General features: G+C 42.1%; 12 protein-coding genes. 1 reads left to right on the top strand and 11 read right to left on the bottom strand.

Annotated features, from left to right (window positions below; all coding sequences use genetic code 11):
• Positions 1–384: 384 nt before the first annotated feature.
• From ilvA to IYN84_RS11345, 6 genes are all read right to left on the bottom strand, one after another.
• Positions 385–1,917 carry a threonine ammonia-lyase, biosynthetic gene (gene ilvA, locus IYN84_RS11370; RefSeq protein ID WP_371734859.1) on the bottom strand — a complete coding sequence of 511 codons (1,533 nt, stop codon included), beginning with the start codon at positions 1,915–1,917 and terminating at the stop codon, positions 385–387.
• A 53-nt stretch (positions 1,918–1,970) separates the two neighbouring features.
• Positions 1,971–3,809, bottom strand: a complete 1,839-nt coding sequence (gene ilvD / locus IYN84_RS11365) for a dihydroxy-acid dehydratase (protein ID WP_196139336.1) — start codon at positions 3,807–3,809, stop codon at positions 1,971–1,973.
• On the bottom strand, positions 3,802–4,785 hold the full coding sequence (locus IYN84_RS11360) for a branched-chain amino acid transaminase (protein WP_196139335.1): 984 nt from the start codon (positions 4,783–4,785) through the stop codon (positions 3,802–3,804). The genes ilvD and IYN84_RS11360 overlap by 8 nt, the downstream gene beginning before the upstream one ends.
• A 47-nt stretch (positions 4,786–4,832) precedes the next feature.
• On the bottom strand, positions 4,833–5,093 hold the full coding sequence (ilvM, locus tag IYN84_RS11355; RefSeq protein ID WP_196139334.1) for an acetolactate synthase 2 small subunit: 261 nt from the start codon (positions 5,091–5,093) through the stop codon (positions 4,833–4,835).
• Positions 5,094–5,096: 3 nt separating this feature from the next.
• Positions 5,097–6,749, bottom strand: coding sequence for an acetolactate synthase 2 catalytic subunit (gene ilvG, locus IYN84_RS11350; RefSeq protein ID WP_196139333.1), 1,653 nt, complete (start codon positions 6,747–6,749; stop codon positions 5,097–5,099).
• 719 nt (positions 6,750–7,468) lie between these two features.
• Positions 7,469–8,659, bottom strand: coding sequence for a GNAT family N-acetyltransferase (locus IYN84_RS11345; protein WP_196139332.1), 1,191 nt, complete (start codon positions 8,657–8,659; stop codon positions 7,469–7,471).
• 200 nt (positions 8,660–8,859) lie between these two features.
• On the opposite strand from IYN84_RS11345, the gene ppnN reads away from it, so the two are divergent.
• Positions 8,860–10,260, top strand: coding sequence for a nucleotide 5'-monophosphate nucleosidase PpnN (ppnN, locus tag IYN84_RS11340; protein WP_210330419.1), 1,401 nt, complete (start codon positions 8,860–8,862; stop codon positions 10,258–10,260).
• A 51-nt stretch (positions 10,261–10,311) separates the two neighbouring features.
• Here the strand turns inward: ppnN and pnp are convergent, their stop codons facing one another.
• From pnp to IYN84_RS11315, 5 genes are all read right to left on the bottom strand, one after another.
• Complete coding sequence (pnp, locus tag IYN84_RS11335; RefSeq protein WP_196139331.1) at positions 10,312–12,459, bottom strand: polyribonucleotide nucleotidyltransferase; 2,148 nt, start codon at positions 12,457–12,459, stop codon at positions 10,312–10,314.
• Positions 12,460–12,899: 440 nt separating this feature from the next.
• Complete coding sequence (rpsO, locus tag IYN84_RS11330; RefSeq protein ID WP_196139330.1) at positions 12,900–13,169, bottom strand: 30S ribosomal protein S15; 270 nt, start codon at positions 13,167–13,169, stop codon at positions 12,900–12,902.
• 151 nt (positions 13,170–13,320) lie between these two features.
• Complete coding sequence (locus IYN84_RS11325) at positions 13,321–16,038, bottom strand: TonB-dependent receptor (protein ID WP_196139329.1); 2,718 nt, start codon at positions 16,036–16,038, stop codon at positions 13,321–13,323.
• Positions 16,039–16,205: 167 nt separating this feature from the next.
• Entirely contained in the window at positions 16,206–17,846 is a 1,641-nt protein-coding gene (locus IYN84_RS11320; protein ID WP_196139328.1) for a sulfotransferase, read from the bottom strand.
• 74 nt (positions 17,847–17,920) lie between these two features.
• A complete protein-coding gene (locus IYN84_RS11315; RefSeq protein WP_196139327.1) occupies positions 17,921–20,803 on the bottom strand; it encodes a TonB-dependent siderophore receptor in 2,883 nt (960 codons plus the stop codon).
• Positions 20,804–21,142: the final 339 nt, after the last annotated feature.

Here is a 21,142-nt window from a genome sequence, read left to right as displayed (position 1 = left end):
AATCTTAATTTTTTATTCAAACAGCGAGCACTCTGGAATACGGAGCATTAATAACTGTTCAGTTATTTGTTTGTTTAACAATCAAACAGGTTGTTTAAACCCACAATAGGAAGGTGCGAGGAAAGGACAAACCGTAATAAGCAAACTCCCTTTGCGTTTCTGAAGCGCGATTTTAAGTCACTGTTAAAATATCTTCAATCTCAAATATTGATTAATGTCATATAATGTAAATATTTACTAGAGACTCTGTAATGTTTACTAAAAGTTCAATGGAAAATAGCTAAATTAATTGTCGTCTCACATAAATCATCTCGCAGTATTCGTTTTTGCGTGTTCTTTATTTAGCGTTTTACGGGTCATTTGGTAAGTGTTGTTAATTGTTTTCTATAAAAACTGTCGGAATGCGGGATTGCTGGTTTCTTCCTTAAAGCTATACCCCAATGCTTTTAAATGTCTGAAAAAATCCAGCTGTTCGGTTTCCGGCACATCAAATCCGGCGAGAACCTGTCCAATAGCACTCCCATGATTGCGGTAATGAAATAGCGTTATATTCCAGTCTTCACCCAGTGTTTCCAGAAATTTTTCAAGCGCTCCCGGATATTCGGGAAATTCAAATTGGAATACTCTCTCACTGAGTTCAACCGGACTTTGACCTCCAACCATATAGCGAACATGAAGTTTCGCCAATTCATTATCGGTAAAATCTGACACCGGATAATGTTTTTTTAAGTTGGAAGTTAGCTCTTCTAGCTCCGCTTCTCCATCATTTAACTTCACACCAACGAAAATATTAGCTTTTTCATTGTGACTAAAACGGTAATTAAATTCTGTAATGACTTTACCGCCGATTATCTGGCAAAACTTTTTAAAGCTTCCTTTTTCTTCAGGGATTGTGACAGAGAGAACGGCTTCTTTTTTCTCTGCAAGCTCGCACCTCTCGGAAACATAACGAAGTGTGTGAAAGTTCATATTAGCACCACTTAGAATCGCTGCTAACTTTTGATTTCCATTACTGGTTTGGGTATATCGAATACATCCTGCCAATGACAAAGCACCTGCAGGCTCGGCAATCACACGGGTATGCTCGAAGATCTCTTTAATCGCACCGCATATTTCATCATTGCTAACGGTGATCACCTGATCGCAAAAAGCACGTATCAACGGAAATGTTTCTTCGCCGATTCGTTTAACCGCGACGCCATCAGCAAAAAGTCCTACTTGTGGTAAGTCTACCGGTTTTCCTTCAGCAAGCGCCGCAGTCAAACAGGCTGAATCTTCTGCTTCAACGCCAACGATTTTAATTGTGGGTTTCAGTTGCTTCAGATAGGTAGCTACTCCGGCAAGCAATCCACCACCACCAACAGGTACAAATACCACATCCATATCGGGCAGCTGCTGCAATAATTCCTTTCCTAAAGTTCCCTGTCCGGCGATAACATCTTTGTCATCAAATGGAGGAATAAAAACGGCACCACTCTGCTTTGCCATTTCGATAGCTGCAGTGTTTGCTTCGTTAAAACTTTTTCCTACTAATTTGACTTCAGCTCCCAAACGACTAACGCTCTGGGCTTTAATATCGGGGGTAGTGATGGGCATGACAATCGTTGCCTTTATACCCAGTTTTTGTGCGGAAAGCGCAACTCCCTGTGCATGATTACCGGCTGAAGCCGCAACAACACCACGTGCTTTCCTTTCTGAGTTCAGACTTGCAAGTCGATTATAAGCTCCTCGTAATTTAAAAGAGTGAACCGGCTGCTGATCTTCTCGCTTCAAGTAGATTTGATTGCCGTGCTCTTTGGACAAACGAGAAAGAAAATTCAAATCTGTTTCTTTCGCAACATCATAAATGGGAGCCAGCAAAATTCTTCGCAAATAATCCATTCCGATATCGAGCTGTTTTGCAGTTGCGTTTTGCACGGTTAATCTCCTACTTATTTTCTGAGAATTTATTTATTTTGTACTTGCTTGAATTAAAGCTTACTCAAATCTCTGACAGCACCCTGATCCGCACTGGTCGCTAACATAGCATACGCTTTAAGGGCTGCAGAAACATTGCGTGAGCGAATTTCTTGAGGCTTCCACCCAAGTCGATTTCTTTGTTCACGCCTCTGTACTAATTCCTGCTCGGATACTTTCAGGCTGATTTCTCGCGAAGGAATATCAATCGAGATGAGATCACCTTCTTCGATCAACCCGATAGTTCCCTGATTGGCGGCCTCTGGAGAAACATGGCCGATAGATAAACCGGATGTTCCACCTGAGAAGCGACCATCTGTAATCAGCGCGCACTTTTCTCCGAGCCCTTTTCCTTTCAGGTAACTGGTAGGATAAAGCATTTCCTGCATTCCGGGTCCACCTTTGGGTCCTTCATATCGAATGACAACTACATCGCCTTCATTAATTTGATCATTGATGATGGCATCGACCGCACTATCCTGACTTTCAAAAACTCTTGCCGGACCGGCAAAGGTTAGACAGCTATCAGCAACTCCCGCAGTTTTAACAATACAACCTTTTTCAGCCAGGTTTCCTTTCAGCACCGCGAGCCCACCATCTTTACGATAAGCGTTTTCCAAAGTTCGAATGCATCCTTTTTCCCGGTCATCATCCAGAGAATCATAACGGCAGGACTGACTCATCGCTCTGGTCGTTCGAATACCAGCTGGACCAGCTTTAAAAAATTCTTTTACCGACTCATCCTGCGTCACTTTGATATCCCACTTAGCAAGTGTTGCTTGCAGAGAACCATCAGAAACGTTCAAGCAGTCTGTATGTAACAAGTTTGCTCTGGCAAGTTCTCCGAGAATACCTACAACACCTCCGGCTCTATGCACATCTTCCATGTGATATTGATTACCAGACGGAGCGACTTTGCACAGATGTGGAACTTCACGCGATAAACGATCGATATCTGTCATATCAAAATTGACTTCTGCTTCCTGAGCAGCAGCCAACAGGTGAAGCACGGTATTAGTTGAACCGCCCATAGCTATATCCAGTACCATGGCATTTTCAAAGGCCGCCTTGTTCGCTATTGAGCGCGGCAAAACCGACTCATCGTCTTTTTGATAATACTGATTGCAAAGCTCGACAATTTTTTGACCGGCGGATTCAAATAGCTTTTTACGATCAGCATGAGTTGCCAGCATACTGCCATTGCCAGGTAGAGCTAAGCCAAGAGCTTCGGTCAGGCAGTTCATAGAATTAGCGGTAAACATACCTGAGCAAGAGCCACAGGTGGGGCAAGCAGACTCCTCGACTTTTTTAACTTGCTCATCACTGGTATTGGTATTGACTGCTTCAACCATTGCATCAACCAGATCAAGTTTAATCAACTGATCCGAAAGTTTGGTTTTACCGGCCTCCATAGGCCCACCGGAAACAAAAATCACCGGAATGTTAAGACGCAGAGCAGCCATCAGCATACCCGGCGTGATCTTGTCACAGTTAGAAATACATACCATCGCATCAGCGCAATGCGCATTGACCATATATTCAACCGAATCGGCAATAAGGTCTCGTGACGGCAAGCTGTAGAGCATACCGTCATGCCCCATAGCGATGCCGTCGTCGATCGCTATGGTGTTGAACTCTCTGGGTACACCGCCGGCTTTTTCGATTTGTTCCGCTACCAGTTCACCAATCGGTGCAAGATGTACATGTCCCGGTACAAATTGGGTGTAGGAATTAACCACCGCGATGATCGGTTTGCCGAAATCGCTTTCTTTCATTCCAGTGGCACGCCAGAGCGCTCTTGCTCCGGCCATTCTTCGACCCTGTGTGCTGGTGGCTGAACGTAACTTAGGCATTAGCGACCTCAGCACTTTTAGCGCCAGTTACTAAAGGGGTAACTTCTGCAGACTCATAAACAGACTCTAACCATCCCCACTCGTCTTTGGTTGTACCATCGAACAAACCAAAGAAAGCTTTTTGTAGTTTCTCAGTGATAGGACCACGCGCTCCATTGCCAACCTGAATCTGATCAACACTTCTTACCGGTACGACTTCGGCAGCAGTTCCTGTCATAAAAATTTCATCAGCCAGATACAAAGATTCGCGAGCAATATTTTCTTCACGAACTTCATAACCATGTGCTTTGGCAAAAGTAATCAAAGTATCTCTGGTAAGTCCTGGCAAAATACACCCTGAAAGAGGTGGAGTGAAAATTACTCCGTTTCGAATAACAAACAGATTCTCTCCAGCACCTTCACTTATCATGCCGTTAACATCCATTGCTATCCCTTCATGGTAACCATGTCGCTTTGCTTCCATTGAAATCAACTGTGAGCACAAGTAATTTCCACCGGCTTTTGCGCCGGTTGGCATTGTATTAGGCGCTAGCCGGTTCCACGACGTAACACACACATCAACACCATTAGCTAATCCGTCTTCTCCTAAATAAGCTCCCCATTCAAAAGCAGCAACGGCAACTTCAACCGGAACACGCGGCGGGGTTAATCCCAGACCTACGTTGCCATAAAAAGCAATTGGACGAAGATAAGCACTTTTCAGATTATTGTCGGCTACAGCTGATTTACAGGCGCTATTAATATCATCTTGAGAAAAAGGAATATCCATGCGATAGATTTTAGCCGAGTCGAATAACCGCTGAGTGTGATCTTTCAATCGAAAAACCTGCGGTCCGTCAGGCGTATCATAAACTCGTACCCCTTCAAATACTGATGAACCATAATGAATTGCATGAGTCAGAACATGCACCTGTGCATCTTGCCAGGGGATCATGTTTCCGTTAAACCAAATTTTTTCAGGGGTGTTTGTCGCCATTACTTCATCCTCAAATGATAAACTTAAAAACTAAAAATTTTATTTTGTTACTGTACGCTGGCTTGTGCAGCTGTCGCTTGTTCTACAAATACCTGATTAACATCAACCAGTTTCTTTAATTGATTTTCCAATAAATGTATTGGACGTAAACTCTTTACACTTACCTGTACATCCATCACATGCTCTTGCGGTAGAATACTCATAGAAATTTTATCCACTTTAAATCCTCTAAAACGAACTACGCGGAGTAATTGCTCCATGGTCGCAGGTTCATTATTTGCTCTGATTTTGAGTAAATGACATTTCATTTTCTATCCCTCCAGCATCGCTTGATTGGCTGTATTAGGTGGCACTAAAGGCCACACGCTATGGTCTTGATTTATTCTTACATGAAGTAAATAGGCGTTTGTCGAATTCAGCATTCTCTCAAGCGCCCCCGAAACTTCCGCCGGCTGATTTATGGATTCTGCTTCGATCTCAAAAGCTTGGGCCAATTGAATAAAGTCTGGGTTATCTGATAGATCAGTTTCACTAAACCTCTCATCAAAAAACAGCCGCTGCCATTGGCGAACCATGCCCAACTTGGTATTGTCTATTAGCAAAATTTTTACCGGTAATTTAAAACGTTTTATTGTACCCAGCTCCTGCACATTCATCATAAAAGAACCATCACCGCTGATGGCAATGACTACATCTTCAGGTCTCGACATTTGTGCGCCAATAGCAGCAGGTAAACCGAATCCCATTGTGCCTAAAGCTCCACTGGTAAGCAGATTCCTCGGTTCAGCAAATCGCATATGCTGAGCAACCCACATTTGGTGCTGGCCAACATCTGTAGTTATAACGGTTGAGTTATTCATCTGACGACTTAACTCATTAAGCATTGAAGTTGGATCGATAAATCCGGTTGCGTTCTCGTTGTTTGGCAAATAACGAAACTGAGTTTGTATTGAAAGCTGAATACATTTTTCTCTCCAGTTTTCAATTGATAACTCGACTGCAAGCTTCGGTAGGCTTTGCTTAAAATCTCCCAAAACAGTAACATCTGCGGGGCGTAGCTTGCTTACTTCGGCCTGATCAATATCCAGGTGAATTACTTTAGCTTCCGGAGCAAATTCATTCAGTTTGCCGGTCACCCGGTCATCAAAGCGCGCACCAACAGCAATTAATAAATCACAATCCTGCACCGCCAGATTCGCCGCCTTGGTACCATGCATTCCGATCATTCCCAGATAGGCAGCATCTTCAGGATCGATCGAGCCAAGGCCTTTTAGCGTTGAAACACTAGGCATTCCTGTTTGTTGAGCAAAGTAACGTAACTCTTCAACCGCGTTCCCCAGACTGACCCCTCCACCGACATAAAGCATCGGCTTTCTGGACTGATGCATCAAGGCTCTTGCTTGCGCTAACGAATCTTCATCGGCTACAGGAAGGCTTTGTGTATTCAACAGAACAGGCTTTGAGTAAATCTCCGAAAGTTGAAGATCTTTTGGAATATCCACGATGACTGCACCGGGACGACCCGCCGTCGCGATTTCAAAAGCTTTATGTAAAGTTGCTTCCAGCTCATTAATATCAGTTACCTGAAATGAGTGCTTGGTCACTGCCAAAGAAAGACCAATTACATCAATTTCCTGAAAAGCGTCAGTTCCCATTAAGGGAGAAGCAACCTGCCCAGTAATCGCTACAACAGGGACTGAGTCAGCCGTTGCATCAGCAAGTCCAGTGATTAAATTAGTTACTCCTGGTCCAGAGGTTGCAAAACAAACTCCGACTTTTCCACTCGCTTTGGCATAGCCCAATGCAGAAAATGCAGCGCCTTGTTCATGGCGACAAAGATAGTGTTCAACTTCACTGTCATAGAGAGCATCATAAAGCGGCATAATTGCACCACCAGGATATCCAAACACTGTGTTGACACCATAACGCCTTAATACTTCCAGAGTTAATTTTGCGCCATTCATCTGGTAGCAGCCCTACTATTTTTAATTTGATTTTTCAATTTCTTGTCCCGATTAACTTTCTTAAACCCTGATTAGTAAAAAACCCCCGGTTCTTTCGAAGCGGGGGTTTTTCCAGCGTTTGTTTTATTTAAACAATAGCCGTCCCCCGCGGAGAAATAATAATCACCACGACGAGGACAATAATGTTATGAAATTTTGAAATAAGTTTGTTCATAAAAACGGATTTCTATTTAGCTATTGGTCTATTTAATTCGTTTTTCAATTGCACAGGAATTTTCCCAGTACAATCAACTGATGTGCATATAAGTATCATAGAGTTTGAAATTAATACAAATAACTTTTTGAGAGCTACTCCCAAATAGCCGGTTTAATACTAAAACTGACACGCACCAGTTCTCTAAAACTATACACTCAAAATTTTCATAAAACGAATACAAAACAAAGAGATAGTGAATATCTGCAAGTAAAGGTACGAGTAAAAAACCGAGCCAAACTGCCCCCATACTAACTTTTAGTTATATAGCAGAAAACCCAGTTTTACGCTACGGAAATAAAGGCTTTCAAGTCTTACGTTTACGTAATGGTAATAGCAGTTTCAGTCACTCGAGTAATACCAAAACAGTGCTACTTTTAATTAGAACTCACAAAGTCCGGAGCAATAAGCTTGACCCGATTCAAAAAGCAGACGCAAAAATTTTCAGTAATTTATGGTCAAAACGTTAAGTCTTGACCACATTTCTTTCTGGTGCTTCTTCATATGGAATGTGTCCAAAAAGCTGTCGCAGCATAAAGTTAACAACCGGAACTCGATGTCTTGCCCACACATAGGCTTCGACTGGTTTTGCTCCCAGGCTAGCCTTTGGTTCAAGCGCGGTCCTACCAAAAGAAATCGTTTTAATACCTCGTTCGACGGCGCACTCGATAACCAGCTGAAGCAGGCGAAAATAAATCGGGATTTCTTTATTGACTTCGTAATCAACACCAACATAATAAGCCAGTGCTTTTTGCCCATCGATAATAATAGAAATAAACCCAGCGATTTTTTCCTCATTGTGGATAACATAGCAAACAAATTTATCGCCTAACGCACTGGCTAATCCTGCAAAATACCCCTCCGGCAAAGTAGCGAGTCGAGTTGATGATTTGTTTTCAACATTAAGATACAAAGGGTGTAGCAGCTTATCCAGAGCGTAACCGACTTCAACCTGCTCGCATTTGTATCCAGCTTTCTCCACAGTATTTGCAATTTTTTTAACCTTGCTACGATATTTGGAAGTTAATATACCCAGGTAGTCTTCAAATGACTGAACCGACTCATCCAGATTCAAAACCATATCAGGATCGGTTTTGATTTTTCGATAGCTATACCTTTCAACAACGCTTGAAGAGCTCAGCTGTTCTCCCTTGATATCCTTTATCATGGCAAAATCAACAGCACCATTTAAATGCTCTGCTTTACGAATACGATAAGTAATCTCAGCAACCAACCGCCATGCGGTTTCCATGTCAATCGACTCATCGAAAGCAACGCCATGTAAGCCACTGGAAACCAGATTGCCGCAAACAATTAGCCTTTCCTTGACGTTTGCCGCTACTTTTTCTTTTAAGTCATTACATGGATGAATAAAATTTAGTCCACTGATTTCGGCTATCTGACATGCCACTATAACCTGTGGTTGATTTTCTCTATAGGCAATGGCGTAGCGTTGTTCAGTATTAGCAGGAGAGAACCTTTCGATTGTCGATAGATAGGCCTTACTTAGAAACACGCTTCCCTGTTCAGCGACCTTTTCCCAGTCACCTTCATTCACAAAATTAATACTGTCAGAAAGAACCAGTTTAAATCCAAGCGGCGTATTTCTTTCCTTGTGTCGTTTCACTTTATCTTTTAGTCGATTGATCACCTTCATGTAATTTTTCTACTCTTTAATCAAGATTTTGCATTCTTTTGGTGTCACGATATTAACCAAAGCCACTGATTTAAAGAATTAAAATGTAAGAAAGCTTATATATTGCAACTTTAAGTAGCAAATTCGTATAAGGTAATTGTTTGAAACTCTGTTGTCACAATAATGTCTATAATTAAAGGAGCAGTAGTAGAAGGTAGAAAATGTTAGATAAACAACAAGCTCAAAATATTTCATCACGATCCACAATTAATGCCTCGGTCACCCCAAAAGGTAGTCTGGAAATACTCTCTCAACTTGAAGTTGAGATGCTCAAGGAAGTTGGCGAAAATGGCCTATACGCCCTGTTCAGACAGTGTGCACTGGCAATACTGAATACCGGTTCTGATAGTGATAACGCAAAAACAATTATGGAAGCTTACCCGGACTTTCATATTGAAATTGTACAACAGGAACGCGGAATTCGGCTTAACCTGTTTAATGCGCCAGCGAATGCTTTCGTCGATGGAGAAATGATTGCTTCAAGTCGAGAGATGCTTTTCAGTGCGATGCGAGACATCGTTTATTCGGAAGCGGAAAGACTCAGAAAACAGAGCGACCTATCAGTTGGCGTCGGCATAACAGATTATGTTTTTCATTTACTGAGGAATGCCAATATATTTCGCAGTGGTGAACATCCAAATATGGTAGTTTGCTGGGGAGGTCACTCAATTTCTGATATCGAATATAAGTACACTAAAGATGTTGGCCACTCTCTCGGATTGAGAGGACTCGATATCTGCACTGGCTGCGGACCAGGAGCAATGAAGGGCCCAATGAAAGGAGCAACCATTGCCCATGCTAAACAAAAAATATCTGAATCAAGGTTTCTCGGTTTAACTGAACCTGGCATCATTGCAGCGGAAGCTCCAAATCCGATCGTCAATGAACTTGTTATCATGCCTGATATTGAAAAACGACTCGAATCTTTTGTGCGCGTCGCACATGGTATTGTCATTTTTCCGGGCGGTGCAGGAACAGCAGAAGAGTTACTTTATCTACTGGGTATTTTGCTGGACCCAGAGAATAGAGAAATCCCTTTTCCATTAGTATTAACTGGTCCCAAGTCGAGCGAAGCTTACTTTCAACAGCTACATAATTTTATCAATAAAACTTTAGGGTTCGAGGCACAGCAAAAATATAAAATAATAATTGACGACCCAGAGGAAGTAGCAAGAACAATGATTCAAGGCACAAAGGATATTCTCAACTTTAGACAGAAAGCAAATGATGCCTTTTATTTTAACTGGAGCCTAAAGATACAGGAGGACTTTCAGAGGCCCTTCGAGCCGACCCATAAAAATATGGCGAGCCTGGAGCTCAGTAGAAGTCTTCCTACACATAAACTGGCGGCTAATTTGAGAAGAATTTTTTCAGGAATTGTCGCTGGCAATGTGAAAGATAGTGGGATAAGAGCTATTGAGAAGTTCGGCGTCTACAAAATAGATGGAGAAAAAGAAATAATGCAACCTCTTGATAACTTACTAAATGCTTTCGTCGACCAGCAACGTATGAAATTGCCTGGCGAAACTTACATCCCCTGCTATGAGCTGAAAAATAATTAAAAAAAACGCGGCAGTTGCCGCGTTTTTTTACCTTTGCTCTTAACTGTAAGATTACTCTTCAGCTGGTTGCTCTGGAGCACTTTCTTCTTGTACTTCTTCCTCTTTTGGCGCCGGAGGATCAAGCAATACTTTACGACTCAGACGAATACGTCCCTGACGGTCAACCTCGAGAACCTTCACTTCGATTTCTTGACCAACTTCAAGATAATCTGAAACTTTGTTGACTCTTTCATGAGCAATTTGCGAGATATGAACCAGACCGGTTTTGTTACCCATGAAATCAACAAAAGCACCAAAGTCGGCTATTTTAGCTACAGTACCTTTATATACTTTGCCTTCTTCAACCTCTTCAGTCAGCTCTTTAATTCGCTGTATAGCAAGATCTGACGCAGTCTTTTCAACCGCAGCAATTTTAACTGTGCCATCTTCTTCAATTTCAATGGTCGCGCCCGTTTCTTCAGTAAGACCGCGAATAGTCGCACCACCTTTACCGATAACGTCACCTATTTTCTGAGGGTCAATTTTGATAGTTGAAATTCTTGGAGCATACTGAGAAATATCTTCACGTGCAGTACCAATCGCTTCATTCATTACTTTAAGAATATGTAAACGACCACCTTTTGCCTGGTGAAGCGCTTTTTCCATAATCTCCTGATTGATACCTTCAATTTTGATATCCATTTGCAACGCAGTGATACCGTTTTCACTACCTGCAACTTTAAAGTCCATATCACCAAGATGATCTTCATCACCCAGAATATCGGAAAGAACAACGTAGCTCTCACCTTCCTTAACAAGTCCCATTGCAATGCCAGCAACCGGAGCTTTTACCGGAACACCTGCATCCATCAATGCTAAGCTGGTACCACAAACAGAAGCCATAGAGCTCGATCCGTTTGACTCCGTAATTTCAGAAACAACACGGATTGTGTACGGGAAATCAGCCTGACTTGGAATCATGGCCTGAACACCACGCTTTGCCAACTTTCCATGACCAATTTCACGACGCTTTGGCGCCCCCATGAAACCAGCTTCGCCCACACTATATGGAGGGAAGTTATAGTGCAACATGAATGTTTCTTTGCTTTCGCCAAGAATACCGTCTTGAATCTGAGCGTCTTTTTCAGTACCCAAAGTCGCAACAACCAATGCCTGAGTTTCACCACGAGTGAAAAGAGCAGAACCATGAGTTCTTGGTAGAACACCCGTACGAACATATAGTGCACGAACCATATCATGCTCACGACCATCAATACGTGGCTCTCCGGCAATAACGCGACTACGAACAACAGACTTCTCAGTTTTAGAAAATGCTGCTCGGATATCGGCTTCAGCAGGAGCATTTTCTTCATCAGTCGCTAACTCAGCTACCAATGCTTCTCGGATTTCACCTAATTTATTCTGACGTTCAATTTTATCGGCAATGGTGTAAGCTTGAGTGATCGAATCTTTTGCTTTTGACTCTACCAGTTCAATCACTGCAGTATTTTCTTCAGGTGCAGTCCAGTCCCATGCTTCTACTCCAACAGTTTCAGCAAATTCACTGATAGCTTTAATCGCAACCTGCATTTCAGCGTGACCAAACATGACTGCTCCCAGCATGATTGACTCGGATAATTCTTTGGCTTCCGACTCAACCATCAATACCGCATTTTCAGTACCAGCAACAGTTAGATCCAGCTCAGAAGATTCCATTTCAGAAATCGAACCATTTAAGATGTACTCACCATTTTTATAACCAACACGAGCTGCACCGACTGGTCCGTTAAATGGAATACCTGATACAGAAATTGCTGCCGATGCGCCGAGTAAAGCAACTAACTGCGGATCAACTTCTGGATTGACCGAGATTACAGTACAGATCACCTGCACTTCATTTTTAAAACCTTTTGGGAACAACGGGCGAAGCGGACGATCAATCAATCGTGCCGTTAAAGTTTCAGCGTCAGATGGACGATTTTCACGCTTAATAAATCCACTAGGGATCTTACCAGCAGCATAACGCTTTTCCATATAGTTAACAGTTAGCGGAAAGAAGTCCTGACCTTCTTTAACTTCTTTTTTACCAACTACAGTTGTTAGTATAGTTGTTCCTTCGACATCAATAATGACAGAACCTGAAGCTTGGCGAGCTACTTCACCATTTTCTAGAGTGACCGTACGGCCACCAAATTGGAATGATTTTTTAATCGGATTCACAAAGTTTTCCTTATTAAATTTTCAGACACCTGCATAAATGCATGGGTAGTCTGGCGTTAGTGTTTGCCTAGACTATTCAACTGAGTTCTTTAAAGAATTGAGAATGACAGGTCGAGTAAAACTTAAACAAAACCTGATTTTGAAACATTTATCTATAGTTTCCCAAATTAAGTTTCTAATCTAAATCAAGATACTCGTCTAACTCTCTTCCTATTCAAGTACAATGCTTAAAAGCTCAATTGAATAACCTAGGCTCTTTATAGTCTTCGACAGCGCAAACACAATACTAGTTTGTCCGCCAAAGAATGCATTAATATTTTATAGCAAAAGGTCTTTATTTTGCAGGGAAAAGCTTGCGAGTAACAATCTAAGTTTTATCTCTACAAGCGAACCCAGAAAGACAAAAAGGGGCGCTAGGCCCCTTTTTAAAGATTCATCGCTTATCGACGTAATCCTAATCGACCGATGAGAGAAGTGTAACGATCTGCATCCTTACCTTTCAAATAGTCGAGAAGCTTACGACGTTGGCTTACCATTCTTAGCAGACCACGACGAGAGTGATGGTCGTGAATATGCTCTTTAAAATGGCTTTGCAAGTGGTTAATTTGGTGGCTCAATAAAGCAACCTGAACTTCAGGAGACCCTGTATCGCCTTCTCCACGTGCATATTCTGCAATAATCTTAGCTTTTGCTTCAGCAGTTAGTGACATTTCTTACTCCAATAAAGTAACTGATATATCCAACGATTAATACCAGTGTTGATACAACAACATAGCCGATCACTAATTCAGCCATGTCAGGACGGGCGAATTGTACACAAGCCGTGGGATACAGGCAAGTTTTGCAGAATAAATTTCGTCCCTAGAAGCGAGTTTCCAGCTGTAAATAATATTCTCGGCCAACAGCACTGTAATAGCCTCCGGCATTATTAAACCACGGCCAATTGGTTAGTGTTGGATCTGTCGGCGGCTCTTCATTAGTTAAGTTATTGATTCCAAATCGTATTCTGGTGAAATCAGAATAATTATAACGTCCACTTAAACTGAAAATCGTCCAAGAATCGATATACTCATCTTTGCCACATTCGAAACAATAGGCACCAGCCATCTCATCCACAAAATTCATTCTTAGTGTTGCTCCCCAACTACCTTGAGCCCAATCCAGGGTTAGGTTGGTTCGAAACTCAGGTAGCGCACCAAGACCAATTTCTTCAACTTTTTCAGAATCTTGAGTAAATCGGGTTTCAAATGTTTTGACCCAGGTAATATTGGCCTGACTCGACCATGATCCCCAACTATTCTGCCAGTCGTAGTTCATTGTAAAATCATACCCGTCCGTGTCCTGCTCTGCGAAATTAACCGCATAGGTGGCAACAAACGCATCCCCGCCACTAAGCGAACCTAGCTCATCACGGCTGACAAAATCGCAGAGATAACCATAGTAAGTACATACATTAATTACCCATTGAACTGAAGGTGCCGCTACAACCTCTTCCAGTTCAATTCTGAAATAGTCGACGCTGACAGAAAAATCATGTGAAGGCTCCCATACCACTCCCAGATTGAAGTTGTCACCCTCCTCCTCAGCTAAATCAATATTGGACAAGGTATAGGTATTTACAGACTGGACTAGCAGGGGCTGACAGTCAGGGTCAGTGCTTGAGCCAGGACATAAATTACCGTCACTATCGATCAAAAACTCGGGGTCAAGAATATCGGAAAAGCCTTTGGTTGGCCCACCGAAGAGCCTTTGCATATCAGGCGCTCGGAAGCTTTGTCCCCATGAAAAGCGGGTAAGAATGGATTCTGTCGGACGATAAGCCATTGCCAGGCGTGGGCTGAAAGCACTGTCAGTAGAAGATTCATCATCATAATCGTCCCAGCGCAAGGCCAAATCCAGTTCAAAATTGTCTGAAAATGGAAAGCTTAGCTCTCCGCCAATTCCAGTATGTTCTCTTTTTCCAGCACCAGAACTGCTGCCATCAAAAGCATCTTCCAGTAGAACCCGTTTATCAGGCCTATCTTCGTACTCTTCGCTAACATGTTCTAAAGCCAATGCGAACTTAATCGGGCCAGCATTCAGGTTAAAACCGGTATCTCCAGTTATGGAAAAATCAATAACGCGATTAATCGATTGTGCTTCCTTAATTGCAGTGAAGGAAAGCGCGTCCACCATATAGTCGGGAATAGGTTGGAAAAGGTCTAGCCCTAGATCTACCGATTGATTTAACGCGCTAAGTAAAATGTTATTTGCCGTAATATCTAAATTAGTACGATTGTAGGAAACGCCTAGCTCCCAATCATATTGGCCATTAAACATGGTTCCTTCCAATCCGAGTAATAGATTGTAAGCATTACTGTCTATATCACTCTTTCTTGGTCCGAACTCAACCAGTCTCCGAACAAAAACCCCGCTTTCCTCATATGCCGTTCCGGTTGTTGGATTATTTGCGGCACCGGCAGGTAGCATTGCTCCCCAGTTAGGTACAGAAAAACCATACCCATTAAATAAAGCCCCACCATAAAAATTAGGCTCCATTTCAGGTTTGGTCTGAGAAGTAGAAAAACCGACTCGTCCAAAAACAGTAAGATCGGGGCTCACTTCGTAGGAAAGTCGACTCATTACCGACGCTCGACTTTGCGGCGCAATTAACTGACGATAAGCTGATCGATCAAATCCACACCAGATCTCTCCGGGGTTGAAGAAAGTCACCTCAACATCTGGAATACCAAGCCCACCAAGGGGGTCATTCGGCGTTCCGCAATCAGGGTGCTGATATACGTTGCCCGAATCCAGGCCGTAAAAGCTTGCCCCTCCGCCACTGTATGTTGCATTAGGATTAGCCAGGTCACTCGCCGCATAATCTCTCTGTGAGGCCCACACCGGATTTTGATCCCAAAGATCAATAATTAAATCTACCTGAGTGTCTCCGCTTCGAGCTCCGGTAAAAAGATTTAGCCTTTTATTGGAATAACCTCCATCAGAGGAATCACCCATACGATAATTTAATGAAATACCTTCTATATCTTTACGAGTGATTACGTTAATCACTCCGGACACGGCATCAGAGCCATAAACAGCAGATGCCCCATCGGTAAGTACATCGATTCTTTCAACAAAGGCCATCGGGATTGATGACAGATCGACAAAGTTACTGGTGCCGCCAATTCCCACTGGATAAATTGGCAAGCGACGGCCATCGATTAATATCAGAGTATGTCCAAACCCTATTCCTCTGAGATTTACCGAAGATGCTCCTGGTGTAAAACCGAATGTCGCCGAATTATCGAGGGTACCACCGGTGTTTTGAGTCAGGCTATCTACCAGATCTTTTACTGTTGCAAAGCCCTGTTTATCCATGTCTTCGCGACTGATAGATAGAATTGGAGAAAGATTGTTGATATCAACTTTCTTGATACGAGTACCGGTAACAACCATTTTTTCTTCATCTTTATCAGCCTGCGTGTCACTCTGCAGAGCCCACGAAGGAGATGAAGAAATAGTGATTACCGAAGCTACCCCTAGTAAAAATGCCTTTTTTGTCATACCTGTTGTTCGCCGAATAACCGTGATGGCCATTTAGAATTCTTATATTGAGATAGTCTAATACATCTATTAAGACTTTGCGCTAACGATATCAAATTTTGTCAAGGAATGCAGTGAAACTTCACACAATGGTAATATTGATGGGTTTTTGAGATGCCGATTACGGTTCAAATGGTCATCTTACCTATCCCTGTAGATTGTCACTTTTTATGCGTTAAAGATGACATCGCAAACTGAGAATAGTGTTGCCATCGATTAATTGAACTAGTATAGATTGGCTCTCGCACCTGCCATAGGCTTGCGGTATTAATCCTTGCTTTATCGGGCTCTCTATCCGGTGTATGTGGCGAGTAGTTGGTATTCTTGTTTTTCCCCAGAAATTCCAGACAGTTCTCAATTGTCGATGATGTTTGAAGAATCAGCGTTTCGTAGTCTACGACCATTATATCTTTGGGGAATAATTCTAGCCAAAATGTCAGGAGCTCTTCAAAAACAGAGTAGTAGTGCAGACAATCCCTCAAATCGTTAGCGTAAGGAAATAGTGCCGACAACTGCTGAAAGTAAATCGAAAGAGCATTATCATACCGGTTCCTTCTAGTTACAATAATCTTTGCTTCGGGAAATACCCTTTTAATAAACCCGATAAATAAAAAATTGTCTGGTCTTTTGTCCGTTAAATGTTTGACGTCCGGAAAACGCTTCTGACAAAAAGACAAGTATTCTTCGGCATAATTCTCTAACAAATTTTTGCCTGTTTTACAGAATAGTTTGTTCGCTAACTGACCATTAGATTTTACCAGTAAAGATGGAAAATAGCTTAATTCTCCACCAGGCATAATTGCTCCGGTACGGCCTAAAATGCTTTCCAGTAAGGTAGAGCCAGATCGAAACATGCCACAAATAAAGGTCGGAGACTCTGTTCGGTCACTTGTATCTCGGATTATACTTGTAGAGTATGCTCGTCGAATAGATGTTGAAATATTTTCTGTCAACTCGCTAGAGTATGTTCCGACACGAACTTTACTAAAACTATTCGCTTTTAGATAGCACTCGAAAGACAAATGATATTTTCTCATGTCATCGTATACTTTGCCGAGAGCATAATAAAGACCTTCTCTTTCTGCATCTGTTAAGGAACTTTTTCTCAATGCCCGATTTAACTTTCTTAAAGTTGTATCATTTTCTTGGTTATGCTTTTCAAGATAGGCAATTCTGATTAGCGCATCATAATAGGTAGGGGTTTGTCCAAGTATTTTATTGTAGTTAGCTAGAGCCAGCTCCTTTCTTCCCTGTTGCTCCAGTAAACTAGCATAATTAAGCCTGACCATATTCGAGTTTGGATTGAACTCAAGCGCTTTTAGATAGCAATTTTCTGCTTGCTCAATTTTGCCTAGCTCTACGTAGGCGATAGCCATGCTATTCAAAACTTCAGCCTGTGAGTTAACGCTGGATTCAAGCGCTGACTCAAAAGCATTAATTGCATCTTCTAGCTTTCCACTTTTTTTTAAAACTAAACCGAGATTAAAACGGACATCTGCATCTTCGCTTTTGCTATCTAAATACTTCCTATAACAGCAGATAGCATCTTCAAACTTATTTTGTGAAACATACAGTTCCGCTAACCGAACTACGTAGTCGGAATTGTCAGAAGAATTATCTATCAATCGAATTAAAGAGAGCTCTATTTCTTTGGCGTTTTTAGAAAATTGCGCCAATTCGAGATCGAGAAGAAGTAACTCCTCTTTGGAACATTCATCTAGCCCAATATCCCTGACAAGCTTTTCAACACTTTGAACGAAGCCCAAAGACAGAAGTCTCTTTGCTCGGGTTAAATAATGCATAATAGATACAGCAAGAAATGAACGTTTTATAGAATGAAGGTTGGCACACGCCAACCTTCTCATAAATGTACTAACTATAAGCTGTACTTAATACCCGCAAAGACGTAACGTCCCAAGGTATCATATGAACCAGGGAATGTATTACCATTACCCACTCCAGAAGGGGCATTGGGAACAATTGGTGGCTCATCGTCTAGCAAGTTTTTGATACCAAAGCGAAGTTGGGTATTGCTTGCAACATCCCAGGTAGCTCCAATATCAAAATAAGTTTGCGCATCCAGATCAGTTGGACCATTGTTCAACTCATCAACATCACCAAAGTATCGAACGGTTCCGGTTATCGTCATATCCCATGGAGTATTCCAGGTAGTAGCCAGATTCCATCTCCATTCTGGACGAGGATTCAGACAGGACGTTCGGTCCCAATAGCCGACACATTCAATGACTTCAGATACCGGCGTAGGCTGGTTATCAAATTTCATCAAATAGGTTCCAAGCAGCTTGAACGTTAATTTGCCCTGTTCGGCCATTTCAAATTGATAGGACACGTCAAAGTCCACACCTTCGGTCTCCAGGAATCCAATATTCAAATTGGTTTGCAGGATATTATCCTGACCAATCCACAAAGTCTCTGTAGGGCCGCGACTAATCATGTCACAAAAAGATTGCACATTGTCTATAGCGCACTTTTCCAGAATAAAGTCCGCCGGAATCGTACTGATCGCTTTTTTCACATCAATATTGAAGTAGTCCAATGCGATATCAAAATCTTCCATTGGAGAGAACACAACACCGAAGGATGTAGTGTCGGACTCTTCCGGATCAAGATCTGGATTACCTCCCAACAAGCCATTATATTGACCAGCAGGACTATCTGCGATAGTGCCATAACGTCCTGCAGATACACCCGTACGCTGACACTGCTCAAGCGTATAGGTTGGATCGGAGCCGGCGCATGGATCTTCATCCATATTAAATAGTCCTATAACCTGTGGAACAAAAAGTTCGCGAATATTAGCGTGACGAGTCGCACTTTGCAGGCTGGCTCTAAATTTCAGGTCATCATTTACTTGCCAATCCAAAGCGACTTTGTAGGTATCCGTTGTTTTATCTGTAGAATAATCAGAATAGCGATATCCCAGATCCAACGTCAGAGAATCAGCAATAGAACCATCTTCGATAAGCGGAATACTGAATTCGCCAAAAAACTCGGAAACATCAAGTGAGCCAGAAACTGATGACGTTGGTCCGCCTTGGCCCGCACCATCGCCGGAGCGGAATCCATTGTCCGGATTATATACAAGATTATCTTCTCTGAACTCATAACCCAAAACCATGCTCAGGCCGTTTTCAGCGCCAGGCATTACCCAACCTGCATCCGTCATATCACCAGAAACAAAACCAACGATCTGAGTTGATTCAGTTTCACCATCGGCAAAGAGCGGTAGAACCAGGTAGTTAACCATGTCTTGTGTTACCGCCCCGGTCTCGAAAACATTCCACGGGACACAGTTAGGATCGCTGCCATCAATCACCGACTGACATACAATGTTGCCTTCACCATCTCTTGTTGCATTCAGTGCACGCTGAATTTTAGTTGTTGACAAGTCATTGTTGTATACTTCGCTCATGATAACCGTAGAGTAGTTAGCGAATAGGTCATAACTCCAGTTTTCATTGAAGTCGCCTCGAAGACCTATGACACCACGATAAGAGGTATGGCGCAGATCATTATTTCGAGGTCCGCCTTCTACATTACGTCGACCGATATAGGCGGTTTGAATATCATCCGCAGTCAAACCAAATTGGCCACAAAGCTGGTCAAATTGTTGAGTAGATAAAAAGGGATTACTACACGGAATAGAGTTGGTTACAAAGAAAGCGCCCGACGGAGCGATTTGTGCGTTACTTCGGTCATCCATGAAATTAAATTCTCCATAGATTTCCATATCGTTAGTCATTTCATAATGGGCAAATGCGCCGGCAGTTCTTCTTTGATCGGGTCGTTGGAAGTGATTTAGAGGACCATAGTTATAGAGAGAATTAAAAGGTACAAAATCGGTACCATCTACTTGAAAATCAAACCCTCCGGCAAAATCCGTAACTCGCGTATTTGGAATTGTGCTTGAACCCGCGCAAACCAAATCAGTACCGTCTAAATCAAGAGCGCAACTACTATAGTCTCGTGAATCCTGGGTAATCGAATCAATATCCCTTATGGTCGCATATGCGGTGACATTTCCTTTACCATTCGCACTATTCGCTCCAAGCAGAATAGAGAAATCGTTAGTATGACCATCAGTAATACTTCCACTCGCGGTTTCAAATCCTGACGAAGTTACAATATTTTGAATGTCAGAGTTGTCATTATCATGATTATAGAAGCTGTGCTGGTAATCAAGTTCCACACCTTCAAAATCTTTTTTCATGATAAAATTAACGACCCCTGAAATAGCATCAGAGCCGTAAGTCGCAGATGAACCGCCAGTGAGTAATTCAACCCTTTCAATTAGTCCCGCAGGGATTTGATTGATATCAGCCCCTGCACCACCAGCCTTTGGAGAACCGACAGGAAGGCGACGCCCGTCAATCAAAGTTAGAGTTCTTTGAGGTCCCAAAAATCGCAAATCTATGGTTGCGGTCCCAACCGCTCCATTTGCCGTACCAGATACTTGTCCAGGAAAGACCTGGGGTAACTCGTTAAGCAAGTCTTCAACTTTTGTTATACCTCTGATTTGAAAATCTTCTGCACCTACTGTTGTAACTGGAGAAGCCGTCATCAAGTTAGTTCGCTTAATTCTTGAACCAGTAATAACTATTCGCTCTTCTTCTACTTCTGCTTCATCTTCTTCTGCCGAAAAGCTGTATTGAGCCATTGGTAGCGTGGAGATAGTTCCACAAATAAGGGCCATCTTAATTGCTTTAGATAGCTTGCTATGTTTGTTGTTCAGTAACATAGTCTAACTCCCGATATTAGTCGTTGTTTTATTGAGTTTCCTAAAAACATGCATTTCTAATTATTAATTTTGAAAACTACTGCATGACTTCCATTGCAAAAAGTTTTTATTTGGATAGGTCCTTATTCCTTTTTGCAACTACCAATAGAACAAGATACTTGGCTACTAAACAAGCAGTTAAAGATTGAAAAAAACTTGAATTAATATTCAATAATTTGTCTTTATTAATTAGCAAACAATCTCCTTAATGAGATTTGGGATGTGCAAATTTCACACTATTTTACAAATATAACTCTTGCTATTTATCCATATGCGGTGTTAAATACGACTATCTTCGTA

Source organism: Aliikangiella sp. G2MR2-5 (assembly GCF_015687155.1).
Lineage (GTDB): Bacteria > Pseudomonadota > Gammaproteobacteria > Enterobacterales > Kangiellaceae > Aliikangiella.
Note: the sequence above shows the minus strand (reverse complement) of the source record. Positions and strands in the feature narration are given on the sequence as shown.

Bases quoted from the DNA above. Each gene is read 5' to 3' on its own strand.
- IYN84_RS11325 (WP_196139329.1), bottom strand. From the start codon at position 16,038: ATGGCCATCACGGTTATTCGGCGAACAACAGGTATGACAAAAAAGGCA.
- IYN84_RS11315 (WP_196139327.1), bottom strand. From the start codon at position 20,803: ATGTTACTGAACAACAAACATAGCAAGCTATCTAAAGCAATTAAGATG.
- IYN84_RS11345 (WP_196139332.1), bottom strand. From the start codon at position 8,659: ATGAAGGTGATCAATCGACTAAAAGATAAAGTGAAACGACACAAGGAA.
- ilvG (WP_196139333.1), bottom strand. From the start codon at position 6,749: ATGAATGGCGCAAAATTAACTCTGGAAGTATTAAGGCGTTATGGTGTC.
- IYN84_RS11320 (WP_196139328.1), bottom strand. From the start codon at position 17,846: ATGCATTATTTAACCCGAGCAAAGAGACTTCTGTCTTTGGGCTTCGTT.
- ilvM (WP_196139334.1), bottom strand. From the start codon at position 5,093: ATGAAATGTCATTTACTCAAAATCAGAGCAAATAATGAACCTGCGACC.
- IYN84_RS11360 (WP_196139335.1), bottom strand. From the start codon at position 4,785: ATGGCGACAAACACCCCTGAAAAAATTTGGTTTAACGGAAACATGATC.
- ppnN (WP_210330419.1), top strand. From the start codon at position 8,860: ATGTTAGATAAACAACAAGCTCAAAATATTTCATCACGATCCACAATT.
- ilvD (WP_196139336.1), bottom strand. From the start codon at position 3,809: ATGCCTAAGTTACGTTCAGCCACCAGCACACAGGGTCGAAGAATGGCC.
- rpsO (WP_196139330.1), bottom strand. From the start codon at position 13,169: ATGTCACTAACTGCTGAAGCAAAAGCTAAGATTATTGCAGAATATGCA.